This is a genomic window from Pelotalea chapellei (genome assembly GCF_018531195.1).
GTDB lineage: Bacteria > Desulfobacterota > Desulfuromonadia > Geobacterales > Pseudopelobacteraceae > Pelotalea > Pelotalea chapellei.
Genome location: NZ_JAHDYS010000015.1, coordinates 1 through 17,669 on the forward strand (window position 1 = coordinate 1; position 17,669 = coordinate 17,669).

Annotated in this window: 19 protein-coding genes and 1 riboswitch; of the genes, 7 read left to right on the forward strand and 12 right to left on the reverse strand. The window is 50.7% G+C overall.

Annotated features, from left to right (window positions below):
• The first annotated feature begins 122 nt into the window (after window positions 1-122).
• The 4 genes from KJB30_RS14280 (at window position 123) to KJB30_RS14295 (ending at window position 4,222) form a co-directional block, all read left to right on the forward strand.
• Complete coding sequence (locus KJB30_RS14280; protein WP_214300502.1) at window positions 123-1,256, forward strand: NAD-dependent epimerase/dehydratase family protein; 1,134 nt, start codon at window positions 123-125, stop codon at window positions 1,254-1,256.
• 30 nt (window positions 1,257-1,286) lie between these two features.
• Window positions 1,287-2,474 (forward strand): glycosyltransferase family 4 protein, encoded by a 1,188-nt coding sequence (locus KJB30_RS14285; protein WP_214300504.1) that lies wholly within the window; start codon window positions 1,287-1,289, stop codon window positions 2,472-2,474.
• A gap of 142 nt (window positions 2,475-2,616) precedes the next feature.
• Entirely contained in the window at window positions 2,617-3,687 is a 1,071-nt protein-coding gene (locus tag KJB30_RS14290; protein WP_214300506.1) for a CgeB family protein, read from the forward strand.
• Between the two features lie 132 nt (window positions 3,688-3,819).
• A riboswitch (cyclic di-GMP riboswitch) is annotated at window positions 3,820-3,896 on the forward strand.
• A gap of 68 nt (window positions 3,897-3,964) precedes the next feature.
• Window positions 3,965-4,222, forward strand: coding sequence for a hypothetical protein (locus KJB30_RS14295; protein WP_214300508.1), 258 nt, complete (start codon window positions 3,965-3,967; stop codon window positions 4,220-4,222).
• 118 nt (window positions 4,223-4,340) lie between these two features.
• Here KJB30_RS14295 and KJB30_RS14300 read toward each other — a convergent pair whose 3' ends face one another.
• Complete coding sequence (locus tag KJB30_RS14300) at window positions 4,341-4,796, reverse strand: DUF2383 domain-containing protein (RefSeq protein WP_214300510.1); 456 nt, start codon at window positions 4,794-4,796, stop codon at window positions 4,341-4,343.
• Between the two features lie 172 nt (window positions 4,797-4,968).
• On the opposite strand from KJB30_RS14300, the gene KJB30_RS14305 reads away from it, so the two are divergent.
• Both KJB30_RS14305 and KJB30_RS14310 read left to right on the forward strand, forming a co-directional pair.
• Complete coding sequence (locus KJB30_RS14305) at window positions 4,969-5,760, forward strand: alpha/beta fold hydrolase (protein ID WP_214300512.1); 792 nt, start codon at window positions 4,969-4,971, stop codon at window positions 5,758-5,760.
• 18 nt (window positions 5,761-5,778) lie between these two features.
• Entirely contained in the window at window positions 5,779-6,687 is a 909-nt protein-coding gene (locus tag KJB30_RS14310; protein WP_214300514.1) for a putative 2-dehydropantoate 2-reductase, read from the forward strand.
• Between the two features lie 12 nt (window positions 6,688-6,699).
• On the opposite strand, the gene KJB30_RS14315 is transcribed toward KJB30_RS14310, so the two are convergent.
• The 6 genes from KJB30_RS14315 to KJB30_RS14340 all read right to left on the reverse strand — a co-directional run bounded on the left by KJB30_RS14315 (window position 6,700) and on the right by KJB30_RS14340 (window position 12,307).
• Window positions 6,700-7,422, reverse strand: a complete 723-nt coding sequence (locus KJB30_RS14315) for a DUF72 domain-containing protein (RefSeq protein ID WP_214300516.1) — start codon at window positions 7,420-7,422, stop codon at window positions 6,700-6,702.
• A gap of 256 nt (window positions 7,423-7,678) precedes the next feature.
• On the reverse strand, window positions 7,679-8,224 hold the full coding sequence (locus KJB30_RS14320; RefSeq protein WP_214300518.1) for a tetratricopeptide repeat protein: 546 nt from the start codon (window positions 8,222-8,224) through the stop codon (window positions 7,679-7,681).
• Entirely contained in the window at window positions 8,221-9,249 is a 1,029-nt protein-coding gene (locus tag KJB30_RS18260; protein WP_214300520.1) for a HoxN/HupN/NixA family nickel/cobalt transporter, read from the reverse strand. Before KJB30_RS18260 ends, KJB30_RS14320 begins: the two co-directional genes overlap by 4 nt.
• 313 nt (window positions 9,250-9,562) lie before the next feature.
• Window positions 9,563-10,375 (reverse strand): energy-coupling factor ABC transporter ATP-binding protein, encoded by an 813-nt coding sequence (locus tag KJB30_RS14330; RefSeq protein WP_214300522.1) that lies wholly within the window; start codon window positions 10,373-10,375, stop codon window positions 9,563-9,565.
• On the reverse strand, window positions 10,372-11,184 hold the full coding sequence (gene cbiQ / locus KJB30_RS14335; RefSeq protein ID WP_214300524.1) for a cobalt ECF transporter T component CbiQ: 813 nt from the start codon (window positions 11,182-11,184) through the stop codon (window positions 10,372-10,374). The genes KJB30_RS14330 and cbiQ overlap by 4 nt, the downstream gene beginning before the upstream one ends.
• A gap of 94 nt (window positions 11,185-11,278) precedes the next feature.
• Window positions 11,279-12,307 (reverse strand): energy-coupling factor ABC transporter permease, encoded by a 1,029-nt coding sequence (locus tag KJB30_RS14340; protein ID WP_214300526.1) that lies wholly within the window; start codon window positions 12,305-12,307, stop codon window positions 11,279-11,281.
• A 166-nt stretch (window positions 12,308-12,473) separates the two neighbouring features.
• Here KJB30_RS14340 and nikR point away from each other — a divergent pair, with 166 nt between their 5' ends.
• Entirely contained in the window at window positions 12,474-12,890 is a 417-nt protein-coding gene (gene nikR, locus KJB30_RS14345; protein WP_214300528.1) for a nickel-responsive transcriptional regulator NikR, read from the forward strand.
• 451 nt (window positions 12,891-13,341) lie between these two features.
• Here the strand turns inward: nikR and KJB30_RS14350 are convergent, their stop codons facing one another.
• From KJB30_RS14350 to KJB30_RS14370, 5 genes are all read right to left on the reverse strand, one after another.
• The gene (locus KJB30_RS14350) at window positions 13,342-14,613 is read right to left on the reverse strand and encodes a YhjD/YihY/BrkB family envelope integrity protein (RefSeq protein ID WP_214300530.1); all 1,272 of its coding nucleotides are present in this window, start codon (window positions 14,611-14,613) and stop codon (window positions 13,342-13,344) included.
• A 216-nt stretch (window positions 14,614-14,829) separates the two neighbouring features.
• Window positions 14,830-15,648: a transporter gene (locus KJB30_RS14355; protein WP_246545711.1), complete on the reverse strand. Its 819-nt coding sequence runs from the start codon at window positions 15,646-15,648 to the stop codon at window positions 14,830-14,832.
• Window positions 15,649-15,961: 313 nt separating this feature from the next.
• Window positions 15,962-16,240 carry a quaternary ammonium compound efflux SMR transporter SugE gene (sugE, locus tag KJB30_RS14360; protein ID WP_281415664.1) on the reverse strand — a complete coding sequence of 93 codons (279 nt, stop codon included), beginning with the start codon at window positions 16,238-16,240 and terminating at the stop codon, window positions 15,962-15,964.
• Between the two features lie 124 nt (window positions 16,241-16,364).
• Window positions 16,365-16,949 carry a GNAT family N-acetyltransferase gene (locus tag KJB30_RS14365; RefSeq protein ID WP_214300532.1) on the reverse strand — a complete coding sequence of 195 codons (585 nt, stop codon included), beginning with the start codon at window positions 16,947-16,949 and terminating at the stop codon, window positions 16,365-16,367.
• A gap of 27 nt (window positions 16,950-16,976) precedes the next feature.
• Complete coding sequence (locus KJB30_RS14370) at window positions 16,977-17,633, reverse strand: hypothetical protein (RefSeq protein ID WP_214300534.1); 657 nt, start codon at window positions 17,631-17,633, stop codon at window positions 16,977-16,979.
• Window positions 17,634-17,669 lie beyond the last annotated feature (36 nt).

Consider the following 17,669-nt stretch of genomic DNA (forward strand, 5'->3'; position numbering starts at 1 on the left):
GAACAGAGAATCTAGTTACTGTCAGTCCAACATACAAGGCGTAGCAGCGCTACGCCGCACAAGGCGGGTTTCGAGGATGGCGGCGAGATGGCTGTTTTTCAACAACCCGCTAAGGGGGATTCATGGCTGGCAGGATTCTGATTACAGGAGGAGCCGGATTTATAGGATCCCACCTGGCAGATGAGCTCCTCCATCACGGATATCAGGTACGGGCTCTGGATTGCCTGATACCTCAGGTACATGGACCCGGAGCAGGCCGGCCGGCTTACCTGAATGGAGAGGTGGAGCTGATCAAAGGTGACGTGAGGGATGCAACAGCGGTCGACAAAGCGCTGCACGGTGTTGATGCGGTGTTCCATCTGGCCGCAATGGTCGGGGTCGGCCAGAGCATGTATGAGATTGAAAAATATACCTCGGTAAACAACAGTGGCACCGCAGTTCTGCTGGAGGCCATTGCCCAGACGGGAAACATAAAGAAACTGGTGGTTGCCTCGAGCATGAGTATTTATGGCGAAGGACGCTACCGTGACAGCAGCGGCAATCATTACGACAATCTTCAGCGGCCGGTACAGCAGCTCCAGGCCGGAAAATGGGAACTGCACAACGGCACCAGCGAACCGTTGATGCCCATTCCAACGCCTGAATCTAAAGCTCCGTCACTCTCTTCCGTGTATGCCCTTTCCAAATACGACCAGGAGCGCATGTCGATCATCGTGGGTAACTCCTACCGCACACCTGTGGTAGCTCTGCGCTTTTTCAATGTATATGGCACCCGCCAGGCACTTTCCAATCCGTACACCGGCGCACTGGCCATATTTGCCTCCCGCTTTCTTAACAACAAATCCCCCCGCATTTTCGAAGATGGCCTGCAGAAGCGCGATTTTGTCAGTGTACGCGATGTAGCCACCGCCTGCCGTCTGGCTCTGGAAGTGGACCAGAACGAGGCCCAGGTTTTCAACATCGGCAGCGGGGCAAGCATCAACGTGCTGGAAGTGTTGGACCGCCTTGGTCGGGTATTGGGGTGCGAGCATATTCAACCTGAGATAACCCGGACCTATCGGGCCGGTGACATCAGGCACTGCTTTGCAGACATAAGTGCAGCACGGCAGATATTGGGTTATCAGCCTGAAGTCAGTTTTGAAGATGGGCTGAGAGAACTTGCCGAGTGGCTTCAGGGACAGATTGCAGTGGATCGTGTGCCAGAAGCCCATTCCGAACTCCCCATGAGGGGGCTGACACTAACCTTCATCCTGTAAGTCTGCCGCCAACACATAAGGAGTAACTTCATGAAGCACCACATGCAAAAACACACTGCTTCAGAACCTCGACGTATCCTGATGACAGCAGATCCCATTGGCGGCGTATGGACATACGTTCTGGAATTGGCCAGGGGACTTTCCCGGCATGGGATAGAGATTTCACTGGCGACCATGGGGCAACCTTTATCCGCCGATCAAAAAGCTGAAGTCGCACATATTCACAACATCGTCTTATACGAGAGTTCGTTTAAACTGGAGTGGATGGAGAATCCCTGGGAAGAGGTCCGGCAAAGTGGTCAATGGCTGCTTTCACTTGAAGAAGAGATTAAACCGGAACTGATTCATCTCAATGGGTATATACATGCTGCCCTCCCCTGGAAAGCTCCCTGTCTTGTGGTGGCTCACTCCTGCAAACTTTCCAGGTGGGAGGCAGTACGCGGTACGGAACCGCCTCAACGACTCCAGCAGTATCGGGAACAGGTAAATCGTGGACTGGCAGCCGCTGATCTGGTGGTTGCTCCCTCTGCGGCAATGCTTTTCAGTCTGGAATCTTTCTACCCTCAAGCACCTCAGGGAAGGGTGATTCACAATGCCCGCAGCCGAGGCACCTTAACCCCCGGCAAAAAATCGGATTATATTTTTTCCGTTGGTCGCCTGTGGGACGAAGCCAAAAATATCACAACCCTTGCAAAGGCGTCGTGCTGCCTGGCCTGGCCTGTCTATGTTGCAGGCGAAACAACCCATCCCAGCGGACAGTCCGCCAACATTGATCATGTGCACCTCTTGGGGCTTCTTCCCCCGTCCAAACTGGCCCACTGGTTTTCCATGGCTTCCATCTATGTGCATCCGGCACGCTACGAACCTTTCGGACTCACCGTATTGGAGGCAGCCATGTCAGGATGCGCTCTTGTTCTTGGCGACATTCCCAGCCTTCGTGAAATATGGCAGGATGCTGCGGTGTTTGTTCCGCCAGATGACATTTGGACTCTGACCCGAACCTTGCGCATCCTGTGCAACGACCGCTCTTATCGTGATGAAATGGCCGAAAGAGCACTGATCCGCAGCCGCAGATTCACAGTTGAAGCAATGGCAGCAAAGTATCTGGCAGCTTACGCATCGCTGCTTCAAAATAGGAGGAATCAGGCTGACAGGAAAGCAGAATTCACCAAAGCTTCATTTACTGTTGCGTTGCCCGAAGCAACTCCCACGGCGTGAAAGAAACCCATGCAAATTGTAATGTTCTACCATTCCATCGTTTCGGATTGGAATCATGGCAACGCCCATTTCTGCGAGTCAGACATCGATGACAGAAACCACCCGCTGTACGCGGCAAGGTGGATAAACAGAAAGGATAATCATGATCGCCCCTCTCTCCATTGCCTTTTTCGGATCAAGCCTTGTTTCATCATACTGGAACGGCGCCGCCACCTATTACCGGGGGATGATCCGCGCCCTGCACCAGCGGGGGCACAGCGTCACTTTCTATGAACCGGACGCTTATGAACGACAGGCATATCGTGACATGGACGATCCGGACTGGGCGACAGTGGTGGTGTACCCGGCAACTGAAGAAGGAGTCGTACGTTCTCTGGAGGCTGCAAGGGGAGCCGATATAGTTGTCAAAGCCAGTGGTGTCGGGGTCTTTGATGAATTTCTGGAACAGGAGGTCCTTTCCCTGAAACGGGAAGGAACCCAGATAATATTTTGGGATGTGGATGCACCTGCTACTCTGGCCAGACTCAGAGAAAATCCCGATGACCCTTTCCGGCACCAGATACCGCGCTACGACCTGGTGTTAACCTATGGAGGGGGCAACCCCATCGTTCAATCCTATGGCTCGTTCGGCGCCCGCAGGTGCATACCTATTTACAATGGGCTAGACCCTGAAACTCACTTTCCTGTGAAGCCAGACTCCCGTTTCCAGGTTGATCTGGCCTTTCTGGGCAACCGCCTGCCTGTCCGTGAGCGCCGCGTTGAAAATTTTTTCCTTGATGTTGCAGCCGGACTCCCTCACAGGAGGTTCCTGCTGGCGGGGAGCGGATGGGATTACAAGCAGAGCGCAGACAACATTGCCTTTCTCGATCACCTCGATACCTGCGATCACAACGCGTTCAACTGCAGTGCGAAAGCTATTCTCAACATCAGTTGCAATAGCATGACAGACAATGGGTTCTCTCCTGCCACGCGGGTGTTCGAAGCTGCCGGTGCGGGAGCCTGCATCATTACCGACAAATGGGAAGGCATAGATTATTTTTTCGAACCGGAAAAGGAAATATATGTAGCCGCATCAGGAGACGAGGTCGCCGGGATACTCGACCAGCTAACCCCGGAAATCTCCTGTCTGGTAGGGAAGCGTGCCATGACCAGGGCCCGTGCCGAGCACACCTATGCCCACCGCGCACGCCAATTTGAAGGAATATTCGGGTAAGCGGGAACCGGGGTTCAGATTTGGTGTTGCTGGTCACTCGTCTCCGCTTCGCAACGCTTTTGTACGGGTCATTCACGCATTGATTGACTTTCAAAGCGATTTTCTCTAGATTGCTTTGTATAAAAGAATAGCTAACGATAATACTAAACCATGCGCGAGCATGGGGCGGAAAGCCTACAGGGTCTTACAGAGACAGCCGGGTTGCCGAAATGAAAAGACGGCAACCCGTTTTTTTATTTCGCTCCCTTATACCAAACAGCAAGGAGAAACCATCATCATGATCAGAATTACCGGCAGCATTTTACTTGTTTGTGCAACAGCCAGTTTTGCCATGGCAGCAGTGGGTGTTGATGTGGCCACACCCAATGTAAGAGTTAGGGTAGGTGCACCCCCAGTCCCAGTTCCACCGCCACCAGTAATTGTTACGGAAAGAGAACGGGTTGTCGTCCGGGAGAAAGAAGTAATTCATGATCGGCATGACCGGGGCAAACACAAGGGACATTACAAACACAAAAAAAAGCATAAACACGACTAAGAATTAATCCGCAAATTCTAAGTTTTTTGCTCATTTTCAAATGAGCCTGAACACGAATGGCCCTGCTACATCAGCAGGGCCATTCGTGTCTTAACTGGTAAAATTCTCTCAGGAAGAATCAGCGATTACGGTCCCCACTGCTTGCCCTTGATATAGCCTCACGAACAAAAGAGAGATGGCGCTGCTCGTCGGAGAGGTGAATCCGGATGATCCCGGCAATATCGGCAGGAAAATCCTGCTTTATGGCTTTTTCGTAACTGGATGTGGTGAGGCGTTCATTGGTTTCCATTGCCTCAAGCGCACCTTTCGTGCCGGTCATGCTGCGCAGGGACGTAAAACCGGAGATGAAGAATCCTTTGAAGTCCTTGTGAAATTCAGGCGGAGTCCCTCCCAATACTCTCATCTTTTCAGAAAGAACATCCACGTGGCGACGGTGCTCTGCCTGAAACAACACCAGCTTCTCACGAATTATGGCTTCGTCAATGTTCTTAATAGCCTGCTCATATGCGTGATAAGCATCGACATCCAGGTGAATCAGTTTCTCGATCTGACTTAAAATTTCATCGTTATTCATCGGTTCCTCCTTTATTCAGTATGTAGAAAAAGAGTAACACGCATGAGCAGTTACGCAACCGGCTCAGGAAAATTATAGCGGCACCTGCCCCGCTCTGGTACTATCTCAAGGGCAACCAACCGGTCACCCCTACGGGTTCACCTTCACACACAGGATACATAAAGGAGGCTCCATGAAAGCTGATATAAATGGTATTTCTCTCGCCTACAGCGACCGGGGAGAAGGCCTTCCCTTAATGCTCATCCACGGCTTTCCGCTCTGCCGGAAGATGTGGCGCCCCCAGGCGGAAGCGCTGGCCAAAGCCGGTTGTCGGGTAATTACCCCGGATCTGCGCGGATTTGGAGAAAGCGGAACAGACTCCGGACCGGTGAGCATGGATACATATGCAGATGATGTAGTGGCATTACTTGATTACCTGCAGATCGACAAGGCGATTATCGGCGGAATGTCCATGGGGGGATACGTGCTCCTGAACCTTCTGGAGCGGCACCCGGCACGTGTTCACGCTGCAATTTTCATAGTAACCAAAGCTGGTGCCGATGATGAAGCCGGTCGGGAAAAACGAACCGCTCTCGCTGAAGGAAGCCGCACTCAAGGCAGCCTGCCGGTGGCAGATACTTTTCGTAAAGTACTGTTTGCACCGGGAACAGAGACCGAAAACCTGGAGCTGGTTGACGAGGTGTACGGCTGGATGAAGGCAACGCTCCCCCAAGGTACTGTGGATGGTCTCATTGCAATGCGGGAACGTAAGGACAGCATCCCCTTACTCGGCAGCATCAGCCACCCTGCCCTTGTAATCGGAGCTGATCAGGACCAGGCAATACCGCTGGAAAATGCACACATTCTTGCTGAAGGACTTCCGGATGCGGAGCTTTGCATTCTGCATGGGGCCGGTCACATGGTTAACCTGGAGCAGCCGGTGGCTTTTAACGATACGATCTACAAATTTCTAACCGAATTATAAAGATATCGAGGGTGTACCATGCAAATCGCTGTTGTCGGCGCCGGGGCGCTGGGATTGTTCTACGGGGCTCTGCTGCAGAGAAGTGGTGAAGATGTTCATTTCCTCTTGCGCCGTGATTACAACGCCATCAGCAGCCAGGGGCTCAAGGTTTTCTCCACCTTTGGTGACTTCAGCCTGCCGAAGGTTCATGCATATCGTGCTCCTCAAGAGATCGGCACGGTTGATCTGGTACTGGTGGGGCTGAAAACCTTTGCCAACAGCAGCTATGAAGAATTGATCGGGCCGCTGGTGGGAGAGCACACACAGATACTGACTCTGCAGAATGGTTTGGGTAACGAAGAGGCGTTGGCGATGCTGTTTAAAGAAGAACGCATTATCGGCGGCGTTGCTTTTCTCTGTGCAAACCGGGGCGTTTCCGGGGAAGTTCATCACATGGGACCGAGCCGGATCGTACTGGGCGAACTGAAACAGTGCGACCGGTCACGGCTGGACCGGCTGACAGCGATGTTTACCAGGGCTGGTGTGGAATGTCGCGCAACTGATGATCTCAGACGAAACCGCTGGGAAAAGCTGGTCTGGAATATACCTTTCAATGGCTTGTGCGCCCTTTTGCTGCAGCCGGTCACCAGCCTTCTGGCACAGCCGGCAACACGAAGCCTGGTGCGCGAGATTATGGTGGAGGTAATTTCCGCAGCCAATGCCCAGCAGCTCTCAAAGCCGATTTCCAACGCATTCGTCGACAGCATGATGGAGTTTACCGACAGGATGGGGGAATACCGGCCTTCGATGCAGATTGATCGTGAAGAGGGTCGTCAGCTCGAGATCACCGCGATCTTCAAGATTCCGCTTGAATATGGTCAGCGGCAAGGTGTCCGGATGCCGAGGATTGAGATGCTCTCAACCCTGCTGGAGCAGGCGGTGGGTTAAAGGGTTAAGCCCCTAAAGGTTTCCAAAACCTTTAGGGGCTGTTATCAACTCAAGGAATCTCCTGGCCATCTCAGGCCCCCTGGCTTCATCCTCGTGCTTGAAGAATACAAACACATCCTCCCACTCCTGTTCCCTCACCCGCTCTACCCATGCCTTCAGCTCCTCATCGCCATAATCGGGTCTCCGTAAACGGAGATAGCCCCACCTGCCTGTGGCAACGAAAGGCACTTCAAGATTATTCTCTGCCTCAGCAATACACAGCACCGCCTGATGGTCATGCAACAGGCTGAAAACGTCATCATCAAACCATGACTGATGCCGGAATTCGAACGCTACGCGAACCTGCGGCGGAAACAGCGCGAGAAAATCCCCCAGCCGCGGCAGATCCTTCTTTAACCCCGGGGGCAGTTGGAACAGCAGCGGCCCCAACCTCTCCTTCAGCACGCTCGAAACTTCCAACAGATACGATACGGAATCATCCACATCCTGGAGGCGCTGTATGTGGGTGATCCGCTGAGGGGCCTTGAGCACGAAACGGAAATCTGCAGGCACCTTCTCCGCCCAACCCTCCAGGACTGACACCCTCGGCATGCGATGGAAGGTGTTGTTGATTTCAACCGTCCGAAAGTGCTCGCCGTAAAAATGCAGCATCTGCTTATCAGGCAGCTTCTCGGGATAGAACCTGCCTTTCCATTCCTTATAGGAGTATCCGCTGGTACCGACGTAAAGGTTCATCTGAAACTCCTGAATTTTGCAGGGGATAAAAAATTGCAGCAGGGTGAGGGAGCATGAAAATTCATGCTCCCTTGGCTCTGGATTAATCTACATTACAAAACATTTTTTTAATTAAAATATAACATATAATCTTAACAGGAAACATATCATCTGCAATCACCTCTTAGTCAAGGATCTTGTCTTAAACGAAAAATCCACCAACCTGTTAGGGTGGTGGATTTGGAATTTAAATCGTATCGTGATCGAAGTAAGAAAGTTACCTGGATGGCTTCTTTTTATTCTGGGCCTTCTGCAGCGCGGATAAAAGGCTGTTTTTGCGCTCGGCTTCCTTTTCCCGGTTCAAGCCTTTGCGCAGCATGTTCTCGCTTACCTCCAGCCCCTTTCGATAAGCAGCTTCTGCTTCAGAATTCCGCCCTGACTCTTCCAGAGCTTGTCCCAAACCCAGGTACACCATGGAATCATCACTCTTGATGGAGATCGCCTTCTGAAACCAGGCAATCGCTTCCGCTGATTTCTTTTCCTTCAGGCGAATCAATCCCATTACATCGTGGGCGTCGAAGTTACGAGGTGCAACCTTCAGTGTTTCAACCAGCTCTCGCTCAGCGTCCTTTAACTTGTTCTTGCGGTACAATACCATTGCCAGCTTGGTTCTGGTCTGAATGTCCTTGGGGTTAATCTCAAGAACGATGCGATATTCAGTCTCGGCAATCGCATCCGGCAACAGGCCGGTCTCCGGATGAGCAAGGACCAGGGACGGGGCAAGCAAGGCAGCAATAGTAACGATTACAGGAAGTAGTTTCATGGCAATGCGTTAAAATGAGCTACTGAAGAAACAAGAGTCCCGGCACCGATCAGAGTTACAATCAGCGCACTGGCAAAGGCGACTTTTGGCGCATAGCGTTCCGTATCGATGAACCGTCTGGCTGCCTTGAAACCGTTCACCACTGCCAGGCCAATAGCGACCAGGGAAGCGGCAAGACCAAGGCTGAACACCAGGACCATGCCCAATCCTTTTCCGATCTGACCGACTGAAACCGAGGCCAGCAGTAAGGCCAGCGCAGCAGGACAGGGAACAATTCCGCCCGAGACCCCCAGCAGCAAAAGCCCCATCCAGCCCAGCGGCTTTTCACCATGCCCATGCCCATGACCGTGTGTCTGTGCATGAACATGTTTGCTCTTCTGAGCATCTGCATGGTCATCATGTGCGTGATTATGTCCGTCACCATGGTGATGGTCGTCATGCGGATGACTATGGCCGTCACCATGGTGATGGTCGTCATGCGGATGACTATGGTCATGACCATGGTGGTCATCAACCGAGTGACTCTGATTGTCGTGATGATGATCATCATGGGGATGAGCATGGTCATGACCTGTGTGGTTGTGACCGTGATTTTTGTGGCTATGACCATGACTGTGTCCGCCATGGGAATGAGCAGGTGCATGGCTGTGGCCAAAACCAAAGAGGTGCGTATGATGATGCGCCTTGGACGGATCCTTCAGAGCCTGCCAGCGCTGCCGCAGCATCCACAGACCAATTCCAAGAATGATAAGGCTTGCAACGAACCCGAGGTAGACATGGATTTCCTGTTCAGTTAGAAAGCGCGCCGAGTATTTGGCCAGCAGACCGAGCAGGATGATGCTGAAGGAGTGGGTAAAGGTAACAACCAGGCCAAGGATAATGGCATCGATGCTTCTGCCACGCGAACCGACCAGATAGGCTGCAACAACAGTTTTGCCGTGACCCGGCTCCAGGGAGTGTGCTGCCCCCAGCATAAATGCAGCCATGTAGATACCGATCATGCCTGAACCACTTATAGTTTCCATTCAACCTTCCTGAACAACCGAGTTTGCCCGACAGAGCGGTCAATATACTGTTATTGACAGAGCCATGGCAAGATCTGATTTTCCTTAGCAGGTTGTTGAAAAACAGCCATCTCGCCGCCATCCTCGAAAGCCACCTTGTGACTTCGGCCTGCGGCCTCACCCTTCGGGCGCCTTCGCGGTCCACTTTCACAGGTGAAAGTGTGCGGCGGATTAAGTTCATGCCTCCGCGGGGTGTTCTCCGGTTGCGACGATCTGACTATTTTTGAACATCCTGAATTTTTCAACAGACTCTTAAAGCCCCACCCCAGCACACCTATGAATCAAATCCTGAAGAAGCATATGACTTCGGACAGGGAATAGCAGAACCTGCTAACCTGCCGCTTCCGCAAATCGGGCAGCCCTGCATGGATAGTGGCTTTTCCAGACGACACTCGGCCAGCAGTTTTTCATTGTTGAATATTTCCAGTGTCGGCCCATCTGCCCATACTTCACCTTCATGCAGCACAATAACCCGTTCGCAGAGTTCCAGCACCATGTCCAGATCATGGCTGGTGAAGATGCGCGTATGTTTGAAATCCCTGATCAGTGCCATGAGCTGCCGCCTGGCAAAGGGATCCAATCCATTTGTCGGCTCATCCATGACCAGAATGTCCGGAGACATGGAAAGCACCGTAGCTATGGCCACACGCTTCTTTTCTCCGCCGGACAGATTGTAGGGAGGCTTGTCCCGCAGGTGATTTGCGCCGACCAGCTCAAGCACCTCTGTCACCCGCTGTTCCACATCGGCAACAGCCATTCCCAGGTTGAAGGGACCAAAAGCGACATCATCGAAAACCGTCGGCATGAAGAGCTGATCATCCGGATCCTGAAAAACCATTCCCACCGTGCGCCGGATATCCGGCAGCGTTCCTTTGGACAGCGGTATGTCGCCAATGCGGATGTTGCCGGAAGTCGGCTCCAGGTAGCCGTTAAGATGCAGGAGCAGAGTTGATTTCCCTGCCCCGTTGGCACCGATGATCCCCACCGATTCGCCGTGCGTGATGCGGAAAGAAGCATCTTTTAGGGCTACGGTGCCGTCGGAATAGACGTGCCGCAGGTTCTTGACTTCGACAATGTGATGACTCATGGAAATAACCCCGTGACCAGCTTCCCCAGCAATTGCGAAGCGTTCTGGAGGCGCAGGAAGATGAACAGCGTGGACCAGCCAAGGACAAACATCAGCTCGCTCTTTCCGAAATGTGACTGCCGGTGGGCATGGAATGCACCAGTAAAACCTCTGGCCAGCATGGCCATGTGGATGCGTTCGGCACGCTGCCAGGTGCGCAGCAGCAGGTGTCCGATCAACGAGCTGAAGCTTCGTATCCCCAGTCCTTTTTTCCCGCAGGCCCGCAGCTCCCGTGCCCGTGAGGCCCGGCCAGCTTCTTCGGTGAGCACGAATATGTAACGATACAGAAAGAGCAGCTGAACGGCAAAAACCTGCGGCATTCCCAGGCGCTCCAATGCCTGGCAGACAGCGGTAAAACCGGTCACACCAACCAGTATGAACGCTGCCCCGACAGTGAGGATGGAACGGACCACAATGGAAGCAAAGGAGACCCAGCCGCCGGAGACAGCAAAAGATCCGAGATGAAGAAGGACTTCCCTGTCAAAGACCGGATTGAACATGCCAACCACCAGGACAAATGGACAGAGCAGGGCGATTTTTCGTGCGATGAAAAGAGGGGGAAGATCAGCCAGCGCGATGATAACGGCCGGAAAAATAAAGAAAGGAAACAGGGCGGCCAATTCGTATCTTCCGTACGAAACAATGCATATGATGAACACACAGGTCACAAGAACCTTGGCCCGAGCATCGAGACGATGAATAGACGAATCGTTGTTTGCCAGCAGATCCAGGCGCTTCAGATCCAGCACCGCCTTGTTGATTGAGTCCATGTGTATCCTTTAAAAAGAAGAGAGAGGACCGTTTCTCCCCTCTCCCGGTAATTAATCTACAGAACTAAACTAAATCCACTTTAGCGTCATTCAACTACTTTCTCTTTTTGAGGACCAAGCCGCTGAGAAACGCCAGTGCCAGCACTATCATGGTTCCGACCAGCCCGGCGGCACTTGTGCCGACTTTTCCCGCCTCATCCTTTTGTACCGGGACTGTCTCTGATTTCTTCGGTTCAGGCTGTTTCCTGAAAGAGTAATCGGGCAGAAATGCTGTCTTTTGCTGCAGATCCGCCAGTACACCATGGAGACCCTGTTTCGATGCCTCCAGCTCTTCCTTACCCGTTACTTTGGCAATCGCCCATTCCAGGCCATCGGGGTTCTTGGAAGCGAACAACGAGACAATTCCTCCGATGAAAAGAGCAGCAACTAGGAAGGCAACCACCACAGTACGCACGGGGCGACTGCCGGTTGGCCCTGCTTCCAGCGCACCCTGAAGGATTTCGGGCCGGGCTTTAAATACAAAGGTAACCACGGCAACAGTGACAAGGCCTTCAACAGCACCGATTGCCAGATGAATTGGTTGCATGAGCAGTACAAAGGTACTAAACGGCAGCGAGGAAACGCCCGAAAGCACAGTTTCCAGCACCACGCCAAACGGGCCGAGTTGCAGACAGACAATGGCCGAAACCATTATTGCAAGTGTCAGACGCGTCTGATTCGGATTATTGCCAACCATTTTTTTGTAGATAAAGGGATAGGCCAGGAAAGCTGGAAAGAAACCCATGTTGAAGATATTGCAGCCCAAGGCCAACAGTCCGCCATCGGCAAAGAAGAGAGACTGAACGACCAGCACAGAGGCAATGGTTAGAAAGGCCGCGTACGGGCCAAGCAAGATGGTCAGCAGCATTCCCCCACCGATATGTCCGCTGGAACCGGTGGCCGGGATGGTGAAGTTAATCATTTGTGCGGCAAACAGGAATGCTCCCAGAACTCCCATCAACGGCACCTTCTTGTCGTCCAGCTCTTGTCGAACCTTCCTGGAACAATAAGCGATGGTGCCTGCTGAAACGGCACACATTGCGCCGCCTACAGCTGGTGAAAGCAGTGCATCTGCCATATGCATGATCGTTACTCCTGCCTTATGATAAAAGGAATTGCACAGTAGCATGAATAAACAGATCGTGTCACGACTTGAATGCATCGCTGTACCGTTTCCACAAATCTATAGCTTGAAACAATGAGAAGTATGATATAGAGGTGTGCCGAACAACAGCAGGGAGGAGTTACATATGGGAAACACCGTAAGATTCGGTATATCACTTGATGAGAAATTACTGGCCAGCTTTGATCAGCTCATCGAGCAAAAGAGCTATATGAACAGATCCGAGGCGATTCGTGACCTGATTCGCGCATCTCTGGTGGAAGAACAACTTGGGTCGGAAGAGCAGGAAGCTGTCGGTACGGTGACGCTGGTATACAACCATCACGTACGTGACCTTTCGGACAAGCTGACGGAACAGCAGCATTCCCACCATGACCACATCATCTCAGCACTGCATGTGCATCTTGATGCTCATAACTGTCTGGAAGTGCTGATCATTCGTGGGATTGTGAAAGACATAAAAAAGATCGGCAATGAACTGATTGGCGTGAAAGGGGTAAAACACGGTAAGCTTGTACTGACCACCACGGCTGAAAATCTCTGATCCTCCATTTCATATCAAAACTGTAAAGGGACATGCTGCTTTAGCTGTCCCTTTTTTCGTCTCAGGTTTTAGCCTGATTACTTATGAAAAAAAATTGTAATGAACATCAGGGGAAATGAAACCAGAAATGAGATTACAAAGATGATGCAGGTCACAGCAAGAATCGGGTCGTCTAACTTGGAATATTTTCTTTTAAAAATGAATTCAAACAGCCCGGCTAGCTTGTGAATTGAACCGTAAAAAATATCGCCGAATTCCTTTTGTTCGAAAAAGTGCCTATGCTTGATATGCAGCCGTATCAATATGGCAAGCAGTGAAGTATTTACAATCACGAAGGATATCAGCATAAAATTTTCAAGCATTTATCCGACCCTTGCAATTTTCTATAAAGTATCCAAAGCTTAAACCGTCATCGAGATTATCGCCGTAACCCGTACTTTCATCTATTTCCTTATTGAACTTCTGTCTCCTTAATACTTCCCGGGGACGGTTGAGACGTTTCCTTCATCATGTCACCTATAGTAAATCCTTTGAAGGTCTCACGACGCATGCCTGATTCCCGGGCCAACAGATCAATTGCCGGTCCGCATGCCGCAACGAATTCCTCTGTCGGCGGCAGTTTTCCGCGCAGAGCGACCAAAACCTCATCAAGCATCATGAATGAAGGTTCACGCGCCGGAAGCCATCCCGCGCGGTCACCTCTGACTTTCACCAGATAATGCAACTTCTGCAGCGTCTCCAGCAATTCCTCTACTTCATTGAGCGGTATGCCCAGTTCATCGGACAACTGCAGCGCCGCAGGCGGCGGCGCGCCAGTGTAAAAACGCTTGCACACCAGCAGCAATACTGACAAAGCCAGCATATCGCGAGTAGTGTCGGTTCGTACGCCGGTTCCCGGATGCCTTGTGCAGACAGCCCGGTGCTGATGGGCGTAGGCCACTTCCAGTCCGAATAAAACGATCAGCCAACTGATATATACCCAGACAAGGAAGATCGGCACTGCCGCCAGAGTGCCGTAAATAGCATTGTAATTGGTCATCCCGATCTGAAAGTAAAAATAGCCCCACTGGGCAATCTGCCAGGCGGTTCCAGCCAGAACGCCCCCAACGATTGCAGAGCGAAGCTGAACCTTGGTATTGGGAATGAAGATATACAGGAAGGTCATGGCGACCCAGATGAACAAATACGGTGCCATGCGAAACAGCAGCAGGATGGTGCCAGCCAAATAGGTGTTTTCAATCAGCCACTTCACCAGCCATTGGCTCTGCAGGCTCGAGTTCATACTGGTCGCGGCCAGAAGCAGCATGGGACCTATAACCACGACACTCAGGTAATCACTGAAGCGACGCTGCAACGATCGGTTTTCCGGTACGCCCCAGGTTGCATTAAAAGCTTCCTCGATAGTGCCGAGCAGTGAAATTACCGACAGCACAAGCATCAGCAGGCCAACTGTTCCTATGGATCTCACATTGGTATTATCCACATAGGTGATGATCCGGGAGATAGTTTCCTCAGAATCCCCCGCCACCTGCTGCAGCAACGGTTCAAGAGCATTCTGGACACCAAATCCCTTGAGTACCGAGAAGGCAATCGCAAGAAGGGGAACCAACGAAAGCACAGTTGTGTAGGTAAGAGCTGATGCCCGCAGGAACCCCTGGTGAGCATAAAATGCGACGCCTATCTGATAGGCGGTCTGAAGAAACCTAAAAACCCGCCCCTTCATGCCTCTCCAGGAGTCCGGATCATCTATGCATAGAATTTTGGGTAGTTTAAGAGGGTTCATACAAAACCTTTAGGAGGATCTATGAGTCGGACGATGCCCTCGTTTAAGATCCTTATTCCTTTATTATCAGTTATTACCTGGAAGAAGCTACGCCTGTTGACAAAAAAAATCATGCGGAAAAAGAGGACATTGCTTTCCATCTTGTTCCCCAACACTCTAGAACAGCGGATGCTCAAAAGAGAGATATGTCAGCACCCCATACTCACCTTTTGATGGGCCCACTCCAATTGGAAAGGATAGTCCCGGCACAACCTGCAGGCCTGATTTGAAATTGATGGCAAAGCGCATCCCGGGATTGATGAACATGGTATCGTCCGAAACTGTCGTGCCTGGACCTGCAACCGCCTGGCCGGAAGTTCCGGCTGCCTCCAGCATCAGGTTGAAGTTTGGCGATGCAAGGTAGATAAGACTTGCTCCGTAATTGGTGGAAAGGGTATCCGCCTTTTCTCCAATCTCGTTCTTGCTGTCCGGGGTGAAGGTCCATCCCAGGTTCCAGTGAGTAACAAACTTGTCGTTCAGCTCAACACTCACGGGAATATTAACCTGGTATCCCACCGTACCGGTACCGCGTCCTTTCCGATAATCACCCGTAGGCAGAACAAGAGAAAAACGGGGAGCAACCGCGATATGCTCTTTTTGAATGGCCTGATAACGGTAGTTGAGCAGTATGTCACCGAAACCTGAACTTTGCTGGGAATCCAGCCTCATCACCGGGATCGTGTACGAAAGCTGATGCGTCTCCCTGGGTACAGGCCACTCCTGGGTGAACATATATAGCCACGCATCCCCTTTCATATACTGGAATGACTGTATATGCTGGACAACGCCATGTTCCTGGTTGTAGGCCTCTTCAATCAGGAATGAATTATCCTGGATCTTCTTCTCTTCTTTTGGTGTTTCCTGGGCGAGTAAAGGAGTGGATATGAAGGCAGATACCATGAAGGTTAGGCTCACTGCGATTCTACGTAGCAACATAAATTCCTCCATTTTGAGATAGGGTGGTTCATTCTATTGAAAATCAGGTTAAAGGAACACCCGATGAAGCATGCCTGAAGCTGTCCCATACAGTGCTGTAGCCGTTACTATGGATTCTCACTTTAATTTCTGCTTTCAGATCGAAGCGGACTCATGATCTGTCCGTAAATAAATCCACCGATACCGCCTCCTATTCCAGCTCCAGTTGAACCAATATAGTTCTGGGGCAAGCATACTTATCTAGTTCTGAATAAGGCCACCAGAATAAGTTATTAGACTGGTGTTGCAAACTTGAGTCCAACAATACCTGCAATTATAAGGGCAAGCTTACCAGCCGCAAAGGATTTGCTGACTCACCCAGCAGGATTATGCCGAGTATGGCTGTACCAACAGCGCCCACTCCTACCCAGATTGCGTAGGCCGTACCTACCGGAAGAGACTTCATGGCGATGCCCAACAAGCCAAGGCTGATGGTCATAGAAAGCACGGTGCCAACTGTGGGCCAAAGACGAGTGAAACCTTCTGTGTATTTAAGCCCAATCGCCCAACCAATTTCGAAAAGACCTGCAACGACAAGAATGAACCAGTTCATAACTACCTCTCATTTTTTGTGGGGCCGTCCCCATGTGAAATAGAGAGGTGAGGTCGTCCTCACTTCTTTGTCAAACTCAACGGAGAGACGGTTGAACGCGACGTCGAATTTATTATCCAGCTCCCTAGCCTTCATACAATGCTCTCTCCTCTTGCCAATCCCTGCGCAAGAGTGAGTAGATCAGGGAATCCACGAACACATCCTCGGCAAGAAAACTCTCCCTCAGATGCCCTTCCAGGCGAAAGCCGAGCCTTTCGAGCATCCGCGTTGAACCATCGTTGCCAGGGGTGACTCCGGCCTCGATACTGTGCAGGTTCATATGCCCGAAGCCGTAATTGATAACCGCACCCATCGCTTCGCTTACCACCCCTTTACCCCAGTGTTCGCGGGCAATAATGTAACTTATGTCTCCACGCCTGTGGGCTCTGCGCCATTCATTGTAGCCGCACTTGCCGATCAGGCGCCCGTTACCGCGCAATGCAATCCCCCAGTGGATACCTGTACACTCCCGTACCTGTTTCGCAATGCTCTCGATGAGACTGCTGGCCTGATCTATCGATGTGTAGGGCCGGCAGCTCCAGTAGCGCATTGTCTCTTCATCGGAAAAAATACGGAAAAGATCTTCAGCATCCGATGGCACTATTTCGCGCAGGACAAGCCGTTCGGTCTCAAGTTCCGGAAATGTCTGCCATACAGAGGCTAGGGACATGAAACATACTCCATTTCAGTTGACTATTCATTTTAGTACTTCAATTTTATCTAATTCCAAAGGGTGAAGATCATTTATTTCTTTCAGCTGTACCCTTGCCTGTAGCTTGTTGTTTTCATTTTCACCAATTTTTATATAGGTGTATTTATCTTTATCTTCATGCCTATAAACCGTTACAAAATATTCGCTTCCGGTTTCTTCATCTTCATCTGACTCTGCACCTAAAAAGAAAGTAGGATTTAATGTTACTATCCCAGATTTTTTTTCAGAATTCCCATCTGTAAAGGTTATTATAAATTGAAATTCTAAACTAGATAAATTGAGTCTTCTCAAAACAAGTTCTAACAATATACCTTTTTCTTCTCTTGAAAAAAAATATTGCTTACCTGCTTCGATTTCTGACGGCAGCAAATATTTTTCTTTCCCAACAATCAGTAGGTCTTCTAACAGTTGCGTAGGTACTTTTTGCCCAATGCTATAGTTTATTAAACCATCCACAAATGACTCTTCGTAATTGGTAACATCTTTTATATAGATGTAATTGGATCTATATTCATTGGTTTTACTTCTTTGACTCTGTGGCGTCTGGTTAGGAATCGTATTTGTTTTGTCACAACCTGATGTTAATACTGCAAATATTATTGACAGCAATATGGTTGATTTTATTTTTAGATGTTTTTTCACTTTAATGGTGTTCCTTCTTCCATAAAGGGTATCGTC